Here is a 14524-nt window from a genome sequence, read left to right as displayed (position 1 = left end):
CGACAGGGACCCCTAAAAAATGGTAGAATTTCAGCTTCAGACGCGGGGTGGAGCAGTCTGGCAGCTCGTCGGGCTCATAACCCGAAGGTCGTAGGTTCAAATCCTGCCCCCGCAACCAAACAAGTAGAAGGCTTCTAGGTCAATTGACTCAGAAGCCTTTTTGCTTTTCTGCAGCCTTGGAAAAAATGAGCCGTGCCCCAAATAAGGGAAAAGATCATTTTCCGTGCCCTCAGTCGTCTACTATTCTCAATACAGGAATGAATTAATCAATTCCCACGAATTGCCTATTTTGGAGATTAAGTAATGACATTAGCAAGCAAATTGATCGCGTTAGCCTGCGGCTCATTAATTAGTTTTGGTGTAATAGCCCAAAACTATCCTACTAAACCGATCAAGATCATTGTTCCATTTGCCCCTGGCGGGAGCACTGACATCATTGCGCGCAGCATGGCAGACCCTTTAAGCAAGCAACTAGGTCAATCCGTCATCGTCGAAAACAAAGCAGGTGGCGGCGGCTCTGTTGGAGCTCTAGAAGTAGTGCGCGCACCCAAAGATGGTTACACACTAGGTATCGCAACAATCTCTACTACGGCATCAAATCCAGCAATTAACGGCAAGATTGGATACGACCCACTGAAAGATTTCACGGCGATTACCAATATTGCTGCGACACCAAATGTCATCGTGGTGAACCCATCATTCCCAGCACGTGATTACAAAACGTTTATTGAAGTTATCAAAAAGAATCCCGGTAAATATTCTTATGCAAGTTCAGGTACCGGCGGCATCGGTCACATGCAAACAGAGTTGTTTAAGAGTTTGACTGGAACATTTATCGTTCATATCCCTTACCGTGGCGCAGGCCCAGGCCTTATCGATGTTGTAGCTGGACAAGTACCTATCATGTTCGATAACTTACCTTCCGCCCTCCCCTTCATCAAAGATGGCAGACTGATTCCAATTGTGATTGCCGCACCAAAACGTCTAGCGATCTTGCCAAACGTTCCAACATTTGCTGAAGTTGGTTTGGCACCGGCTAACAGAATGGCCTACTACGGACTATTAGGCCCAGCAGGACTTCCTAAGGATGTTGTAGATAAGATTTATGCAGCCGCTCAAAAAGCAGTGCTAGACCCTGCAGTTAGAAAGCGTATCGAAGATACTGGTTCTATCATTAACGTCAATGGCCCGGAAGCTTTCTCCAAAGAGATTGCTGCCGAATATGCAACATATAAAGATGTGGTTACCAAGCAGAAATTAGAGTTAGAGTAATTTCTGAGTCGCCCAATGAAAAGCCGCCCGAGGGCGGTTTTTCATTTAATGGCCACTCTGAAAAATAAGTTAAAACTCTATCTTGCCTCTCGATGCCATAGGCGCTTGCTATCCTGCCGCCAAAAAAGAGACTCCATTTTCTTCGAGCCTGAGTTGACTGGAAATTCCCAAACTTGTGCGCCTGTATTTGGTGTTTGATAAAACGGAATACCCATACTTTCGTATCGAGCAGTGACCGTTGGATGTGGGTGTCCATATCGATTGCGATACCCATTTTGTGCAAATGCTTCATCAGGACTTAATGCCAGTAAGAGTCCTTGAGAAGAAGATGTTTTGCTACCGTGATGTGGCGCCATGAAGATCAGCGTTCTATCTTTTAAATCACTAAGGACATCTTGAGTTAATCGCTCAACCATCTCAGCCTCACCTTGCTTCTCCACATCCCCCGTCAACCAGAATGAAGTGGATTGATTGCGAACCTCCAATACACAACTCACCTCATTGGGTTTTCTAGGATGTGGATCCTCAAAAATTGTCAGCTCATTTGGATGCCATATATGAAACTCCACTCCATCCCACGTCCATTGCTGACCAAAGCGACAGGGAATAGCTGGGACCCCTCTTCCCTCCAAATTAACGAGCAATGGATTAGTGCTTGGCAAGGATCCCATCATGGAATCAAAGCCAATCTCTTTAAGCAAGCTTGCAGCCCCTCCAATGTGATCGCTGTCACTATGACTAATTACCATGCGATCAATATGATTGATTCCTAGCCCCCTTAGATAGGGCAGAATAATTCTTTGGCCCGCATTATCTTTTCCCTGAATGGGTCCTGTGTCATATAGCAACCTTTTTGTTTTAGTTTCTATTAGGACTACTGTGCCTTGACCGATATCGAGTACCGTTGCCCGAAACTCACCGTTTACCAAATTGCCATTACTTATTGGTTGAATAAATAAAGTTGCGCACAATACGAGTCCAATGGTTCTTGATGGCCAGCTCCTCCTAATGGATCCAGGACGAATAGCGATGACAATACCGATCGTGGAAAGCGCTACTGCCCACCCAGCAGGCTGACTTGACCAGGCAATTGCCCACCTCCAACTCGCCATCCAGGAAAGCATGATGGACAAGTAGTCCATCGTGGCATGCGCTGGCATCAGCAACCATTTACCAATGAAGTCAGGCAATAAAGCTCCGGCTATTGCTAGCGGCGTCACAATGTAACTCACCACAGGAATGGCAACAGCATTTGCCAATGGGGAGACGATCGAGACCTGATAAAACCAATATAAGGTCAATGGCAAAAGTGCGATGGTAACAACCGCCTGCACTCGACATGCCTCCCTTAGGGCTTGCATGACTCTATGTCGCCAATCAAGCTCTAGCTCCCTGCCGGTAGGCAACCCCAATAGGCCATCAGAATCTTGCATGGCATACAAAATGGCTGCCACCGCTCCAAACGAAAGCCAGAACCCTGGCGTGTAGGGCGCCATTGGGTCGATGAGCAGCACAAAGGCCAGCGCCCACCACCAAATATCAAATGACCTTGGATTTCTGCCGGACCAAAGTGCGAAGGCAACTACGCCCACCATATACATGGTTCGCTGTGCCGGAATCTGAAATCCTGCCAACCAGGCGTATACAAACGCAGTGAGAAATCCAACTGCCGCAGCAACCTTGCTAACAGGAATCATTAAAGGCAGGGTATTACGACGCCATAAAAATGTAGCAAGCATGGCACCAAATCCTGCCAACATCGTTACATGGAGTCCCGAGATAGATATGAGGTGCCCAATCCCAGTGGCATTAAATACGCGCCAATCTTCTTGATCGATCGCATTTTGATCACCCATCACAAGAGCTGCAATCACACCACCATAACGCGCATCTTTTGGCAGTAAACGTTGAATCTTTTGCCTTAGTTTCCAGCGTTGATACTCCATACCTAAAGCGAATTCAGTAAAACGAATATCTTTCTCGGTAATTAATTTTCCAGATCGCACAGAACCACTGGCACCAAAGTCTTGATAAAAAGACCAGCGCTCAAAATCAAAGGTATAGGGATTAAGAGATCCATAAGGCCTTTTGATCTTGACCTTGAATTCCCAGCGCTGACCTGGAATGACCTCCGGAACATCTTGGGGGTTACGCCATGCTGGCTGCCAACTCAAGTACACCTGCCCAGGAAATGACTCAATCAAGCTTTTACCCAAATAAGCTTTATCCACCTCTAATGAAAACTTTGCTCCACCAGGAGAGCTCTGCGGCAAAGCATTTACCCTGCCCTCGAGAATGAGATCTTTGCTTTCATACTCTATCGAAAGGATATTGGCTAATCGACTTTGTGCGTAATGTGCATTCCAAGCAAATCCTAAGGCGAAACAACAAACCGCCAGGAGTGCACTACTCGCATAACAGTTATGGATTGAGGCGTAATTGATGCAAACACCAAATAGGGAGATAACGATGGTCGCCGTACAAATCCAAGCCCAATTCTCTGGCACGGCTGGCAAAAATAGAAGAAGCGATCCCCCGGCGATAAACGCCGCAATATTGATGCGCAAGTTCTTAAGAAGCGGATTGTGGGTTTGGGTTGCTAGTCATTAGGAATGACCAACGGGGTAATGCTTGCATGGCATTTTGCCAAACTGCCTTTGCAAATACTTCTTCACCAACGCCTCGAATGTCAGCCAATTGCTGAGCAATTCTGGGGAGCAAGGCAGGCTCATTAAATTGACCGCCCTCCTCCTTAAGCCATGCAGGTGGAATATCCGGCGCATCAGTTTCGGTAACGATGCTCTCCAGAGGAAGTTCTTCTAATAAGCGGCGAATCTGTAATGCTCGATCGTAAGTTGCAGCACCACCAAAACCCAACTTAAAGCCTAATTCAATAAATTGCTCGGCTTGTTGATGACTGCCATTAAAAGCATGCGCTATACCGCTGAGGACTTTTCTTTTACGCAGAGCTTTCAGTATGGCATCTTGCGAACGGCGCACATGCAAAATCACTGGTAACTGGAATTGTTGAGCCAAATCGAGTTGCTTATGAAAGAAATACTCTTGGCGCTGAGGATCCAAGCCCTCGACAAAGTAATCAAGGCCAATCTCACCAATTCCTACAAATCGAGGATCATTCAATGATTGCTCTATTTGATTTTTAAGAATCTCGATATCACCCTCTTGGGCTTGATTGATATACAGGGGATGTATACCAAGCGTATAGACCAAACCTGGAATTTGATTGCCGTATTGGTTTGCTAAATTTTTAGCCTGCTCCCAATCGGAGGCTTGAACTGTCGGCAGCAAGATGGCTTTAACACCTTTGTCTACTGCACTTGAAATAATTTCCGAAAGCGTGCCATCAAACTCTGGCGCATCTAGATGGCAGTGGGTATCAACCCAAGCGAGCTCTGTGCTGGCATCGCTCATTGTGCGAACGTCTTTAATACTCCGCGTTCTAAATGCAAAATCCGGTCACAACGTTTAGCGCGAATAGGGTCATGGGTCACAATCACAAAAGCAGTGCCCTGCTCACGAGCAATATCTAACATCAAGTCAAATACGCCGTCGGCAGTTTCGGTATCCAGATTACCCGTTGGCTCATCCGCTAGAACGCAAGCGGGGTTACCTACCAATGCGCGAGCAACTGCAACACGTTGGCGTTCGCCGCCAGATAGCTCACCAGGGGTATGCTGGACTCGCTTTGCCAGGCCAACCGCATGCAACATCGTATTTGCTCGCTCCATGGACTCTTCGTTACTTAGTCCACGAATACGTAAAAGCAAGGCTACATTTTCGACGGCACTAAATTCATCTAAGAGGTGATGGAATTGATAAATAAATCCCAGACTCTGGTTACGCAGTTGATCCAGCTTTCTAACGGGTAACCTATGGAGATTCTCTCCAGCTAATATCACTGTGCCTGCGCTTGGCGTATCTAAACCACCCAAGAGATGCAGCAAGGTGCTCTTACCTGAACCAGAGGATCCAACGATAGCCACCTTCTCAGAAGCGCTTACCTGTAAATCAATTTCCTTAAGGACATCAACCGCGGTTGATCCTTTGCCATAGGTCTTTGCTAGACCCGAAGCACTCAAAATAATTGAATTGGAATTACTCATAGCGCAATGCCTCCGCAGGCTGAACTTGGGCGGCGCGGCGACTTGGATACAAGGTGGCTAATACAGAGAGACCGAAAGCCATCAAACCTACAGTCACCACATCAGAGAAGCGAACATCCGAAGGTAACTCACTAATAAAGTACACATCGCGTGGCAAGAAGCGTACGCGGAAGATCGCCTCAATAGCCGGAACAATTACATCAATATTTAATGCAATCAGAAGGCCCAGGCCAGCGCCTGCTAGAGAGCCTAGTAAGCCAATCGCCAGGCCTTGTACCAAGAAGATCCGCTGAATAAGTCCAGGACTTGCACCCATGGTTCTTAAAATTGCAATGTCGGCTTGCTTCTCATTAACAGTCATCACTAAAGTAGAGACCAAATTAAAAGCAGCTACAGCAATGATCAGAGTGAGGATGATGAACATCATCTTTCTTTCGGTTTGAACGGCAGCAAACCAATTTCGGTTAGAGCGTGACCAATCGCTCACCCATAAAGCTTGCGGAACAACCTGAGCTAATTCAGCGGCAATTTCTGGGGCATGCTGCATATCATCCACCTTCACACGTAAGCCTGATGGGTCTTGCAAGCGCAACAAGGCAGCAGCATCTTTCCAATGCATGATGGCTAGTGAACTATCGTATTCATAATGACCGCTATCAACAATGCCTACGACTTGCAGTGTTCGCATTCTGGGCATCGCACCTGCAGGCGTGAGATCACTTTCTGGCACGATCAAATTAATACGATCCCCTACGCGTGCGCCAACAATATTGGCAAGCTGCGCACCCAAGACAACTCCGAAAGCACCCGGCTTGAGATCTTCAATACTGCCGGCGACGAACTGCTTGGGTAAATCAGAAACCTTACCCTCTTCACTTGGCAGAACTCCACGAATAGCCACGCCACGCATGACGTTCTCGCGACTCAATAAGCCTTGTGAACTCACCATTGGAGCGACACCAACTACGTGGGGCTGAGCAGCTACTTTCAGCGCAATCGGTTCCCAGTTAGCCAAACCATCCGGGGCGGTAATTTCAATATGGGAAAGTACGGACAGCATACGGTCGCGCACTTCCTTCTGAAAGCCATTCATGACTGAGAGAACCACAATTAAGGCTGCAACGCCTAAAGCGATACCCGCAGTAGAGATTCCGGAAATAAAAGAGAGGAAGCCATCACGCTTACCCACTGTCTTACGACGCTTGGATCGGGTGTAGCGTAGGCCAATTTCTAGCTCAATAGGAAGTCTCAACATAGCTACAGTTTAGTGAATTAAACGAGCAAACCAATGGATTCTGTAAATGCCACCTAAAATCAGGGGAATGACTGCTAATTTGACCTCCCAAACAAGCGCTTCGCGACGCTTTACCCTGATGGTGTCAGGGGAAGATGCTGTTGACGCTGGGTTTGAGCAGAATGTGCCACCTAGCGGACTGCCGCATGAGCGGTTTCTATTCGGAGATCGGTTGCCAATAGCCCCAGTCTTACTGTTGGGCCAGAGTGATTTAGCAATCAATCCCAATGAAGCTATTGCCTGCCTCCAACCTGTCCATTTTCACGCCACCCGAGATCATTTGATCCTGATGGCTCAAAGTCAGATTGATCTGACCGCAAGTGAATCCTCTAAATTGCTACAGACTGCCCTTCCTTTTATTGAAGAGGATTTTGGCAGCAAGATCTTATTTCAGGGACAACGTGATTGGTTTATTCCAGCAGGGCCATTTGCTAGCCTGGCAACTCACTCTATTGATCAAGCTCATGGTCGCAATATTGATTGGTGGATGCCACGCGATTCCAGCGAAGTTGGCATCGCTAAGCTTTGGCGCAAACTTCAAAATGAAGTTCAAATGCTTTGGCACATAGATACCGTGAATGAAGAACGCGAGCAACGCAGACTGCCAAGCATTAACTCACTTTGGATTAGCGGCATTGGCAAACTAGCTGATCTTCAGATTCCTCACTCCCTTCAAAATGTAAGTCAGGTATATGGGGGGCATCCTCTTTTAGCCGGGCTGGCTAAATATCTTGGAGTTCCTCAGCAAAGCGCTATTGATTTCTCAAGACTGCAAAATACCTTTGCATGGATTGATCGACCTGAAAGTATTTGGGATGACTTAAAAAGAGCTCTTTTGAGTAATGAGTTAGATGAAATTGAAATCATTGACTTTCCTAATGGTCAAGTTCGCCACAAAATCTTCACAGCTAAAGACCTAAATAAAAAGTCCTGGGCATTCTGGAAAAAATCAGAACCTTTAGCTTGGTCGGAAATCATTTCAGCATGAGCGTATTTTCAAAGCGCCCCTTCTCTGAGCGGACGGCAAGCTGGTTACAGCAAAGTGGTCTGCACCCATTGCTAGCTAGGCTGTATGCGGCCCGTGGCATTGATAAACCAGATGAACTCTCTTTAGATCTAAAGCAACTACTCTCGCCAGTCGAATTAAAGAACTGCATTAGCACTGCCACTCTGCTAGCCGATATTCTGGAGCGCAAAGAGTCTATGCTGGTGGTGGCTGACTATGACTGCGATGGTGCCACCGCTTGCGCCGTTGCACTCCGCGGTTTGAAGATGTTGGGTGGAGCAGATACCCCCATTCAGTTCTTAGTACCAAACCGTTTTACGATGGGCTATGGATTAACCCCAGAGGTGGTAGATCTAGCAGCTCAACAAAACCCCAAACCGAAATATCTCATCACAGTGGATAACGGCATTGCTAGTGAAGCTGGGGTAGATCGAGCTCGCGAGTTGGGAATGGAAGTGATTGTGACTGACCATCACCTGCCAGGTGATCGACTTCCCAAAGCAACTGCAATCGTCAATCCCAATCAGCCTGGATGCACCTTTCCAAGCAAAGCACTTGCAGGTGTAGGAGTGATGTTCTATTTGTTGGTTGCTCTGCGTGCTGAGCTTCGTCAGCGTGGCAAATTTACTGCTGAGACTCAACCCAAAATTGAGAACCTATTAGATCTTGTAGCCTTAGGTACCGTAGCGGATGTGGCGCAACTCGATCGCAATAACCGTATTTTGGTTTCCAATGGTTTAAAGCGCATTCGCGCAGGTGTTTCACAAGCAGGCATTCAAGCGCTATTTCAAGCGGCTGTCCGAAATCCTCGCAAGGCAAATACCTTTGACTTAGGTTTTGCTATTGGTCCTCGTCTGAATGCTGCTGGGCGCTTAGCAGATATGACGCTAGGCATTCGTCTCTTGCTGAGCGATAAGACAGAGGAGGCTACCGAGCTGGCTTATGAACTTGATCGCATTAATCGCGAGCGACGTGTAATTGAAGGTGGCATGCAGGAAGCTGCCCTCGCCCATCTGGCTGAAGATCAATTGGCGGGCACCATGGCTGATCGCTCGAGCATTTGCCTTTGGAATCCAGAATGGCATCAAGGCGTGGTTGGCATTGTGGCCTCGCGTCTGAAAGAGCGTTTTAATCGCCCTGCGATTGTGTTTGCGCCTGCTGATGGTGCTAGTGGAGAAGAATTACGTGGCTCCGGCAGATCTCTAACAGGCTTTCATCTACGTGACGCCTTAGATATTGTTTCCAAACGCGAGCCAGGTCTAATTCTCAAATTTGGTGGCCATGCCATGGCAGCAGGTCTGAGCATTAGAAAATCGGATTTTGAAAAGTTTGATGAGGTGTTTCAGCAGGTGGCCAATGAATTGCTGAACGATGAATTATTAGAGCGTCGCCATATTCATGATGGCTCGCTCGATCTTTCTGAATTCACACCCGAAACAGGCGATCTTCTTGCTGAAGAAATCTGGGGTCAAGGCTTTCCTCAGCCGATTTTTTATGGGGAATTCGAAGTTGGACAGCAAAGCCTCATGAAAGAAAAACATCTACGTTTGCAGCTTCGTCCTATTGGCGACGGTCAACTGGCTAGCAAACCATTCACAGGGGTTTGGTTCAATCGGACCCAGCCCTTGCCAGCCAAGGCCAGGCTGGCCTATCGCCTAGTGACAGACCGCTTCCAGGGGCAGGCACGCGTGCAACTCATGATTGAGGCCCACGACGAGGGCTGAGTCGCAATAACCCCCTTATAATTAGGGGATGGAAGCCGAACAACTCAATATTATTTCAAATACCCTGTCCGATCTGCTCACTCGTGAGCAAGCACTTCGGGGGTATCTTTGACTTCGAAGTAAAGTCACGACGCCTTACTGAAGTTAACTCTATTCTTGAAGATCCCACTATCTGGGATGATCAAAAGAAAGCGCAAGCCCTCGGCAAAGAAAAGAAATTGCTCGATGGCGTTGTTGCCACCCTCACCGATTTAAATAGCAATATCACTGGCGCCCTCGAATTATTCGACATGGCTAAAGAAGAAAGTGATTTTGAAACGATTGGCGCAATCGAACAAGACGTTGAGAGCTATAGCAAGATCATTCATGATCTTGAGTTCCGCCGCATGTTCCATAACGAGATGGATTCATGCAGTTGCTTTATAGATGTTCAAGCAGGTGCCGGCGGAACAGAGGCTTGTGACTGGGCCAGTATTCTCCTGCGCCAATACCTTAAGTATTGCGAACGCAAAGGCTACAAGACAGAAATCCTAGAAGAATCCGATGGCGACGTTGCGGGCATCAAGAGCGCCACTATCAAAGTCGATGGTGAGTACGCTTATGGCCACCTCCGTTCAGAGACTGGTGTGCACCGCTTGGTACGTAAGTCACCATTTGACTCATCCAATGGCCGCCATACTTCTTTTGCCAGTATTTATGTGTATCCAGAGATTGATGACTCCATTGAGATTGACGTTAATCCTGCTGATATCCGCACTGACACCTATCGCGCCTCTGGTGCAGGTGGTCAGCACATTAACAAGACCGACTCTGCCGTTCGCTTGACCCACCTTCCAACCGGAATCGTGGTTCAGTGTCAGAACGACCGAAGCCAACACCGCAATAGAGCAGAAGCGATGACGATGTTGAAGTCACGTCTATATGAGCACGAGATGCAAAAGCGTCGCGCCGAGCAGGACAAGCTTGAGGCCAGCAAAACCGATGTGGGCTGGGGTCATCAGATCCGCTCCTACGTACTGGATCAAAGCCGCATTAAAGACTTGCGTACTAACGTTGAGATATCTAATACACAAAAGGTATTGGATGGCGATCTTGATGCCTTTATTGAAGCGAGCCTGAAACAAGGCGTTTGATTTACTACCCCTATTCCAGTTATTAACACTCCATATGAACGATCAAGTGAATTCCACCCAAACCCCTGCCACTGAAGTTGTTGATGAAAACCACATCATTGCTGAGCGTCGCGAGAAATTAGCCAAGTTACGCGAAGGCGGAGTAGCCTTTCCAAATGACTTCGTGCCAACCCACTTAGCAGCAGATCTCCACACTCACTACGACAGCCTCACCAAAGAAGAGTTGGCTGCTAAAAAGGTGCATGTCAAAGTTGCCGGCCGTATGGTGCTAAAGCGTGTGATGGGTAAAGCTAGCTTTGCCACTATTCAAGATCGCAGTGGTCAGATTCAGTTCTACATCAACGATGAAATCAGCGGTGCAGATACCCATGGTGCATTCAAGCACTGGGATATGGGTGACTTTATCTCTGCTGAAGGCAATCTATTCAAAACTAACAAGGGTGAGCTCTCAGTTGAATGTAGCAATCTCCGTCTCCTAAGCAAATCTCTGCGTCCTCTTCCAGACAAATTCCATGGCCTCTCAGATTTAGAGACCAAGTATCGTCAACGCTATGTTGATTTGATTGTGAATCCAGAGAGTCGCAATACTTTCAGAGCGCGTAGCAATACGATCGCTTCCTTGCGTCGGCATATGCTGGATGCAGACTTCATGGAAGTCGAAACACCAATGCTCCACCCAATTCCTGGTGGCGCTACAGCTAAGCCATTTATTACACACCATAATGCTTTAGATATGCAGATGTTCTTGCGTATTGCGCCAGAGTTGTATTTGAAGCGTTTGGTGGTTGGCGGCTTTGAACGTGTCTTTGAAATTAACCGCAACTTCCGTAACGAAGGCGTTAGCCCGCGTCACAACCCAGAATTCACAATGATGGAGTTCTATGCGGCCTACACCGACTATCGTTGGTTGATGGACTTCACGGAAGGCTTGATTCGTGCAGCTGCGATGGATGCACAAGGCACAGCAGTTCTAACCCATCAAGGTCGTGAACTCGATCTAAGCAAGCCATTCCAGCGCTTAACTATTACCGAAGCTATTCTGAAGTATTGCGGCCAGTCCAATAAGAGTTATGGGCCAGCCCAATTAGAAGATGCTGCATTTATCCGCTCCGAATTGAAAAAAGGTGGCGAGAATCCAGATTCCCCTACCTTGAAGAACGCTGGCATTGGCGCCCTTCAATTGGCCTTATTTGAATTGGTTGCTGAGTCACACCTCTGGGAACCAACTTACATCATCGATTACCCAATTGAAGTAAGTCCTCTTGCCCGGGAATCTGATACACGCCCTGGTATTACGGAGCGTTTTGAATTATTCATTACCGGTCGTGAGATCGCCAACGGCTTCTCAGAGTTAAATGATGCAGAAGATCAAGCCAACCGCTTCCGTAAGCAAGTAGAGCAAAAAGAAGCTGGTGATGAAGAAGCAATGTACTTTGACCATGACTTCATTCGTGCGCTGGAATACGGCATGCCCCCAACAGGTGGTTGCGGTATCGGTATTGACCGCTTAGTCATGCTTTTGACTGATGCGCCCAATATTCGTGATGTGATTTTGTTCCCACACCTGCGTCGCGAAGAAGAGTAATCAATCCAATCGCTACTTTTTAGAAATACAAAAGCCGCAGAATTTAAACTCTGCGGCTTTTTTCTTTTTGCGGATTCGAATAACTCAGCTTACTGGATATAGCTTCGTGTTGTCGCTATCGATTACCGTAACATTGACCGGAATACCTAGACTGACACTAGAGGATACGGTACAGAAATCCTGAAATTGTGCCAATACGCGATCAAGGTTTTCCAAAGTATTTCCTGGCACACCAATACGAATCTCTACCTGGATTGACAGAATACGGAGGCGGTTTTCTGCATTTCTACCTATCTCGCAACCAGCTTTAGTTTCGATTGGCTCAGGATTCTGCTTGAACTTACGTAATGCGAATAGCAAAGAATCGGATAGGCAATTGGCCACTCCGGCCAATAAAAACTGTGACGGTGTAGCCCCTTGAGACCTGCCCAATGGTGGCGGCTCATCCCCATAAATGGGATCCCGCTCTTCGCTGTAATGGATGGCAAATTGATAATCAGCCTGCTGGACAAGTCTTACGGAAGGTACGCCACTCATAGCTACTCCAATAACTTAAAACTCTATATTAATAGATGCCAGGGATTAATTTTTTGACCGTTGCCTGATAGTCCCGGTAGGCTGGGAAACGATCTACCAGCCATACCTCTTCACGCCTTGCTTTGATGTCAAATAGAAAAAACAAACCAAGGGCGTATACCAATACAAAAAGTCCGGGGAAGACGAGTAGCCAGGCTAGAGCCGCTAAGAGCACTCCGAAATAAATGGGGTGCCGAACATATCGGTATAAGCCAGTCTGAATCAGAACGGCATCGTCTTTAGGACAAGGTAAGGGGGTGAGATTTTTTCCTAGATTAATTACGGCAATCACCATAATTAAACAAGCTAGCAAACCAATGGCAATGCCACAGGATTGAAGAATGGCGGTGAGAGGCTCCGAGGTGATGAGTGGAAATCCTTGGGGCCCGAATAAGATCAGACCAATCAAAATTCCCTGAACCACCACATACCATGCTCCTCTCTCGAAGATGGATTTATGGTGCGATGAAATCATATTTGTGGCCTTATGGGGATAAGACCACAGTCTATCTTCCTTTAGTAGTTCAGGGCCTGAATAAAGTGATCATCAATGCTAGCTTGATCTTGCGTGAGAACATGCTGCGCAATAAGAAACACGCCTGAAATGAAGCTAAGGCAAACCAGTACTCCAAAGGCATGGTATTGGTTCAGGCCGCTCTGATTGAGGACCTCAAGATAAAGGGAGCTTTCCAGCGCTAAGTGGGTCGACAGGCTCAACAAGGCCAAACCCAGAAAAATCTGGATGATGGTTAGAAATAAGGGCTTCTGTACTGCAGGCTTTGTAGACATGTGACTCTTTCGGTTGGGTATGAAAGGATCATAGGGAACTAGCAAGCATAAGTAAAAGAATCCCTTTTTATAAGCTAAATACTTTTTTATCTATAGAACCACCCCAAGAATGGGGATAATTGAGGTTTACACCTCATTATTAAGCGTTTATGGCAGCCTACAACACTGAAACCGTTCTCACAGTCCATCACTGGAACGACACCCTATTTAGCTTTACCACCACCAGAAACAAAGGTCTGCGCTTTCGTAGCGGCCATTTTTTGATGATTGGCTTAGAGGTTGAAGGCAAGCCATTAGTACGCGCCTATAGCGTGGCAAGCCCTAATTATGAAGAGCATTTAGAGTTCTTGAGTATCAAGGTCCAAGATGGTCCCCTTACCTCTCGCCTTCAGAAGATTCAGGTTGGTGACCCTATTTTGGTGAGCGAGAAATCTGTTGGCACCTTGGTCATTGATGACTTAAATCCAGGCAAACATCTTTACCTTTTCAGTACCGGGACAGGCTTGGCGCCATTCATGAGCATCATTCGTGATCCAGATACCTATGAAAAGTTTGAGAAGGTAGTGCTCATCCATGGAGTTCGCTTAGTTAGCGAATTGGCTTATGGTGATTACATCAAAAACGAGCTCACCCAAGATGAATATATTGGCGAGATCATTCGTGAGAAATTAATCTACTACCCAACCGTGACGCGCGAAGCCTTCAAACATACTGGCCGCCTAACTACCGCCATTGAATCTGGTCAACTCTTTAAAGATATTGGCTTGCCCCCACTAGATCCAGCCGTGGATCGCGCAATGATCTGCGGTAGCCCATCCATGCTGAAAGAAACTGCTGAGATGCTAGATGCTAAAGGCTTCAAGGTATCCCCCAGCTTAGGTCAGCTAGGTGACTACGTATTCGAACGCGCATTCGTAGAAAAGTAATCCGCTTTATATATCTAAAAGTAATTTAGATATCGCTATATATTCCTTGTGGATATATAGATGCCTTGGTAAATTATCTATAACGAGATATTTAT

13 protein-coding genes and 1 tRNA gene are annotated in these 14524 nt (G+C 46.9%); 7 read left to right on the top strand and 7 right to left on the bottom strand.

The window, feature by feature from the left end:
* Window positions 1-41: 41 nt before the first annotated feature.
* Window positions 42-118: transfer RNA gene (locus tag ICN25_RS06900), tRNA-Met, on the top strand.
* 185 nt (window positions 119-303) lie between these two features.
* Complete coding sequence (locus ICN25_RS06895; RefSeq protein ID WP_216180536.1) at window positions 304-1272, top strand: tripartite tricarboxylate transporter substrate binding protein BugE; 969 nt, start codon at window positions 304-306, stop codon at window positions 1270-1272.
* Between the two features lie 77 nt (window positions 1273-1349).
* Here ICN25_RS06895 and ICN25_RS06890 read toward each other — a convergent pair whose 3' ends face one another.
* The 4 genes from ICN25_RS06890 to ICN25_RS06875 are packed head-to-tail and all read right to left on the bottom strand — an operon-like array spanning window position 1350 to window position 6648.
* A complete protein-coding gene (locus tag ICN25_RS06890) occupies window positions 1350-3839 on the bottom strand; it encodes a DNA internalization-related competence protein ComEC/Rec2 (protein WP_255536716.1) in 2490 nt (829 codons plus the stop codon).
* Between the two features lie 4 nt (window positions 3840-3843).
* Entirely contained in the window at window positions 3844-4704 is an 861-nt protein-coding gene (locus ICN25_RS06885; RefSeq protein WP_216180533.1) for a TatD family hydrolase, read from the bottom strand.
* Window positions 4701-5396: an ABC transporter ATP-binding protein gene (locus tag ICN25_RS06880; protein ID WP_216180530.1), complete on the bottom strand. Its 696-nt coding sequence runs from the start codon at window positions 5394-5396 to the stop codon at window positions 4701-4703. The genes ICN25_RS06885 and ICN25_RS06880 overlap by 4 nt, the downstream gene beginning before the upstream one ends.
* Window positions 5389-6648 carry a lipoprotein-releasing ABC transporter permease subunit gene (locus tag ICN25_RS06875; protein WP_216182170.1) on the bottom strand — a complete coding sequence of 420 codons (1260 nt, stop codon included), beginning with the start codon at window positions 6646-6648 and terminating at the stop codon, window positions 5389-5391. Before ICN25_RS06875 ends, ICN25_RS06880 begins: the two co-directional genes overlap by 8 nt.
* 70 nt (window positions 6649-6718) lie before the next feature.
* Here ICN25_RS06875 and ICN25_RS06870 point away from each other — a divergent pair, with 70 nt between their 5' ends.
* The 4 genes from ICN25_RS06870 to lysS all read left to right on the top strand — a co-directional run bounded on the left by ICN25_RS06870 (window position 6719) and on the right by lysS (window position 12138).
* Window positions 6719-7678, top strand: a complete 960-nt coding sequence (locus ICN25_RS06870; RefSeq protein WP_255536715.1) for a hypothetical protein — start codon at window positions 6719-6721, stop codon at window positions 7676-7678.
* Window positions 7675-9420 (top strand): single-stranded-DNA-specific exonuclease RecJ, encoded by a 1746-nt coding sequence (recJ, locus tag ICN25_RS06865; RefSeq protein ID WP_216180525.1) that lies wholly within the window; start codon window positions 7675-7677, stop codon window positions 9418-9420. Before ICN25_RS06870 ends, recJ begins: the two co-directional genes overlap by 4 nt.
* A 28-nt stretch (window positions 9421-9448) precedes the next feature.
* Window positions 9449-10553 (top strand): peptide chain release factor 2 gene (gene prfB / locus ICN25_RS06860; protein ID WP_216180522.1). Its coding sequence is split into 2 segments (ribosomal slippage): window positions 9449-9529 and window positions 9531-10553, totalling 1104 coding nucleotides; the frame shifts between segments, so codons are not numbered across the junction.
* A 34-nt stretch (window positions 10554-10587) separates the two neighbouring features.
* Window positions 10588-12138, top strand: a complete 1551-nt coding sequence (gene lysS / locus ICN25_RS06855) for a lysine--tRNA ligase (protein ID WP_216180519.1) — start codon at window positions 10588-10590, stop codon at window positions 12136-12138.
* Window positions 12139-12222: 84 nt separating this feature from the next.
* Here lysS and ICN25_RS06850 read toward each other — a convergent pair whose 3' ends face one another.
* From ICN25_RS06850 to ICN25_RS06840, 3 genes are read right to left on the bottom strand one after another with little or no spacing between them, the layout of a single operon-like run.
* Entirely contained in the window at window positions 12223-12675 is a 453-nt protein-coding gene (locus ICN25_RS06850) for an OsmC family protein (RefSeq protein ID WP_216180516.1), read from the bottom strand.
* A 28-nt stretch (window positions 12676-12703) separates the two neighbouring features.
* Complete coding sequence (locus tag ICN25_RS06845) at window positions 12704-13189, bottom strand: isoprenylcysteine carboxylmethyltransferase family protein (protein ID WP_216180513.1); 486 nt, start codon at window positions 13187-13189, stop codon at window positions 12704-12706.
* A 41-nt stretch (window positions 13190-13230) separates the two neighbouring features.
* Window positions 13231-13503 carry a hypothetical protein gene (locus ICN25_RS06840; protein ID WP_216180510.1) on the bottom strand — a complete coding sequence of 91 codons (273 nt, stop codon included), beginning with the start codon at window positions 13501-13503 and terminating at the stop codon, window positions 13231-13233.
* A gap of 149 nt (window positions 13504-13652) precedes the next feature.
* Here ICN25_RS06840 and ICN25_RS06835 point away from each other — a divergent pair, with 149 nt between their 5' ends.
* Complete coding sequence (locus tag ICN25_RS06835; RefSeq protein WP_216180507.1) at window positions 13653-14429, top strand: ferredoxin--NADP reductase; 777 nt, start codon at window positions 13653-13655, stop codon at window positions 14427-14429.
* The last annotated feature ends 95 nt before the right edge of the window (window positions 14430-14524 follow it).

Origin of the sequence: Polynucleobacter sp. 80A-SIGWE (assembly GCF_018882295.1) — a bacterium.
Classification (GTDB): domain Bacteria; phylum Pseudomonadota; class Gammaproteobacteria; order Burkholderiales; family Burkholderiaceae; genus Polynucleobacter.
This window is presented reverse-complemented; position numbering and strand designations above follow the sequence as displayed.

What these genes read in the sequence shown, in the direction of transcription:
- ICN25_RS06895 (WP_216180536.1), top strand. Translation starts at nt 304, where the DNA reads ATGACATTAGCAAGCAAATTGATCGCGTTAGCCTGCGGCTCATTAATT.
- ICN25_RS06885 (WP_216180533.1), bottom strand. Translation starts at nt 4,704, where the DNA reads ATGAGCGATGCCAGCACAGAGCTCGCTTGGGTTGATACCCACTGCCAT.
- ICN25_RS06880 (WP_216180530.1), bottom strand. Translation starts at nt 5,396, where the DNA reads ATGAGTAATTCCAATTCAATTATTTTGAGTGCTTCGGGTCTAGCAAAG.
- ICN25_RS06870 (WP_255536715.1), top strand. Translation starts at nt 6,719, where the DNA reads ATGACTGCTAATTTGACCTCCCAAACAAGCGCTTCGCGACGCTTTACC.
- recJ (WP_216180525.1), top strand. Translation starts at nt 7,675, where the DNA reads ATGAGCGTATTTTCAAAGCGCCCCTTCTCTGAGCGGACGGCAAGCTGG.
- lysS (WP_216180519.1), top strand. Translation starts at nt 10,588, where the DNA reads ATGAACGATCAAGTGAATTCCACCCAAACCCCTGCCACTGAAGTTGTT.
- ICN25_RS06850 (WP_216180516.1), bottom strand. Translation starts at nt 12,675, where the DNA reads ATGAGTGGCGTACCTTCCGTAAGACTTGTCCAGCAGGCTGATTATCAA.
- ICN25_RS06845 (WP_216180513.1), bottom strand. Translation starts at nt 13,189, where the DNA reads ATGATTTCATCGCACCATAAATCCATCTTCGAGAGAGGAGCATGGTAT.
- ICN25_RS06840 (WP_216180510.1), bottom strand. Translation starts at nt 13,503, where the DNA reads ATGTCTACAAAGCCTGCAGTACAGAAGCCCTTATTTCTAACCATCATC.
- ICN25_RS06835 (WP_216180507.1), top strand. Translation starts at nt 13,653, where the DNA reads ATGGCAGCCTACAACACTGAAACCGTTCTCACAGTCCATCACTGGAAC.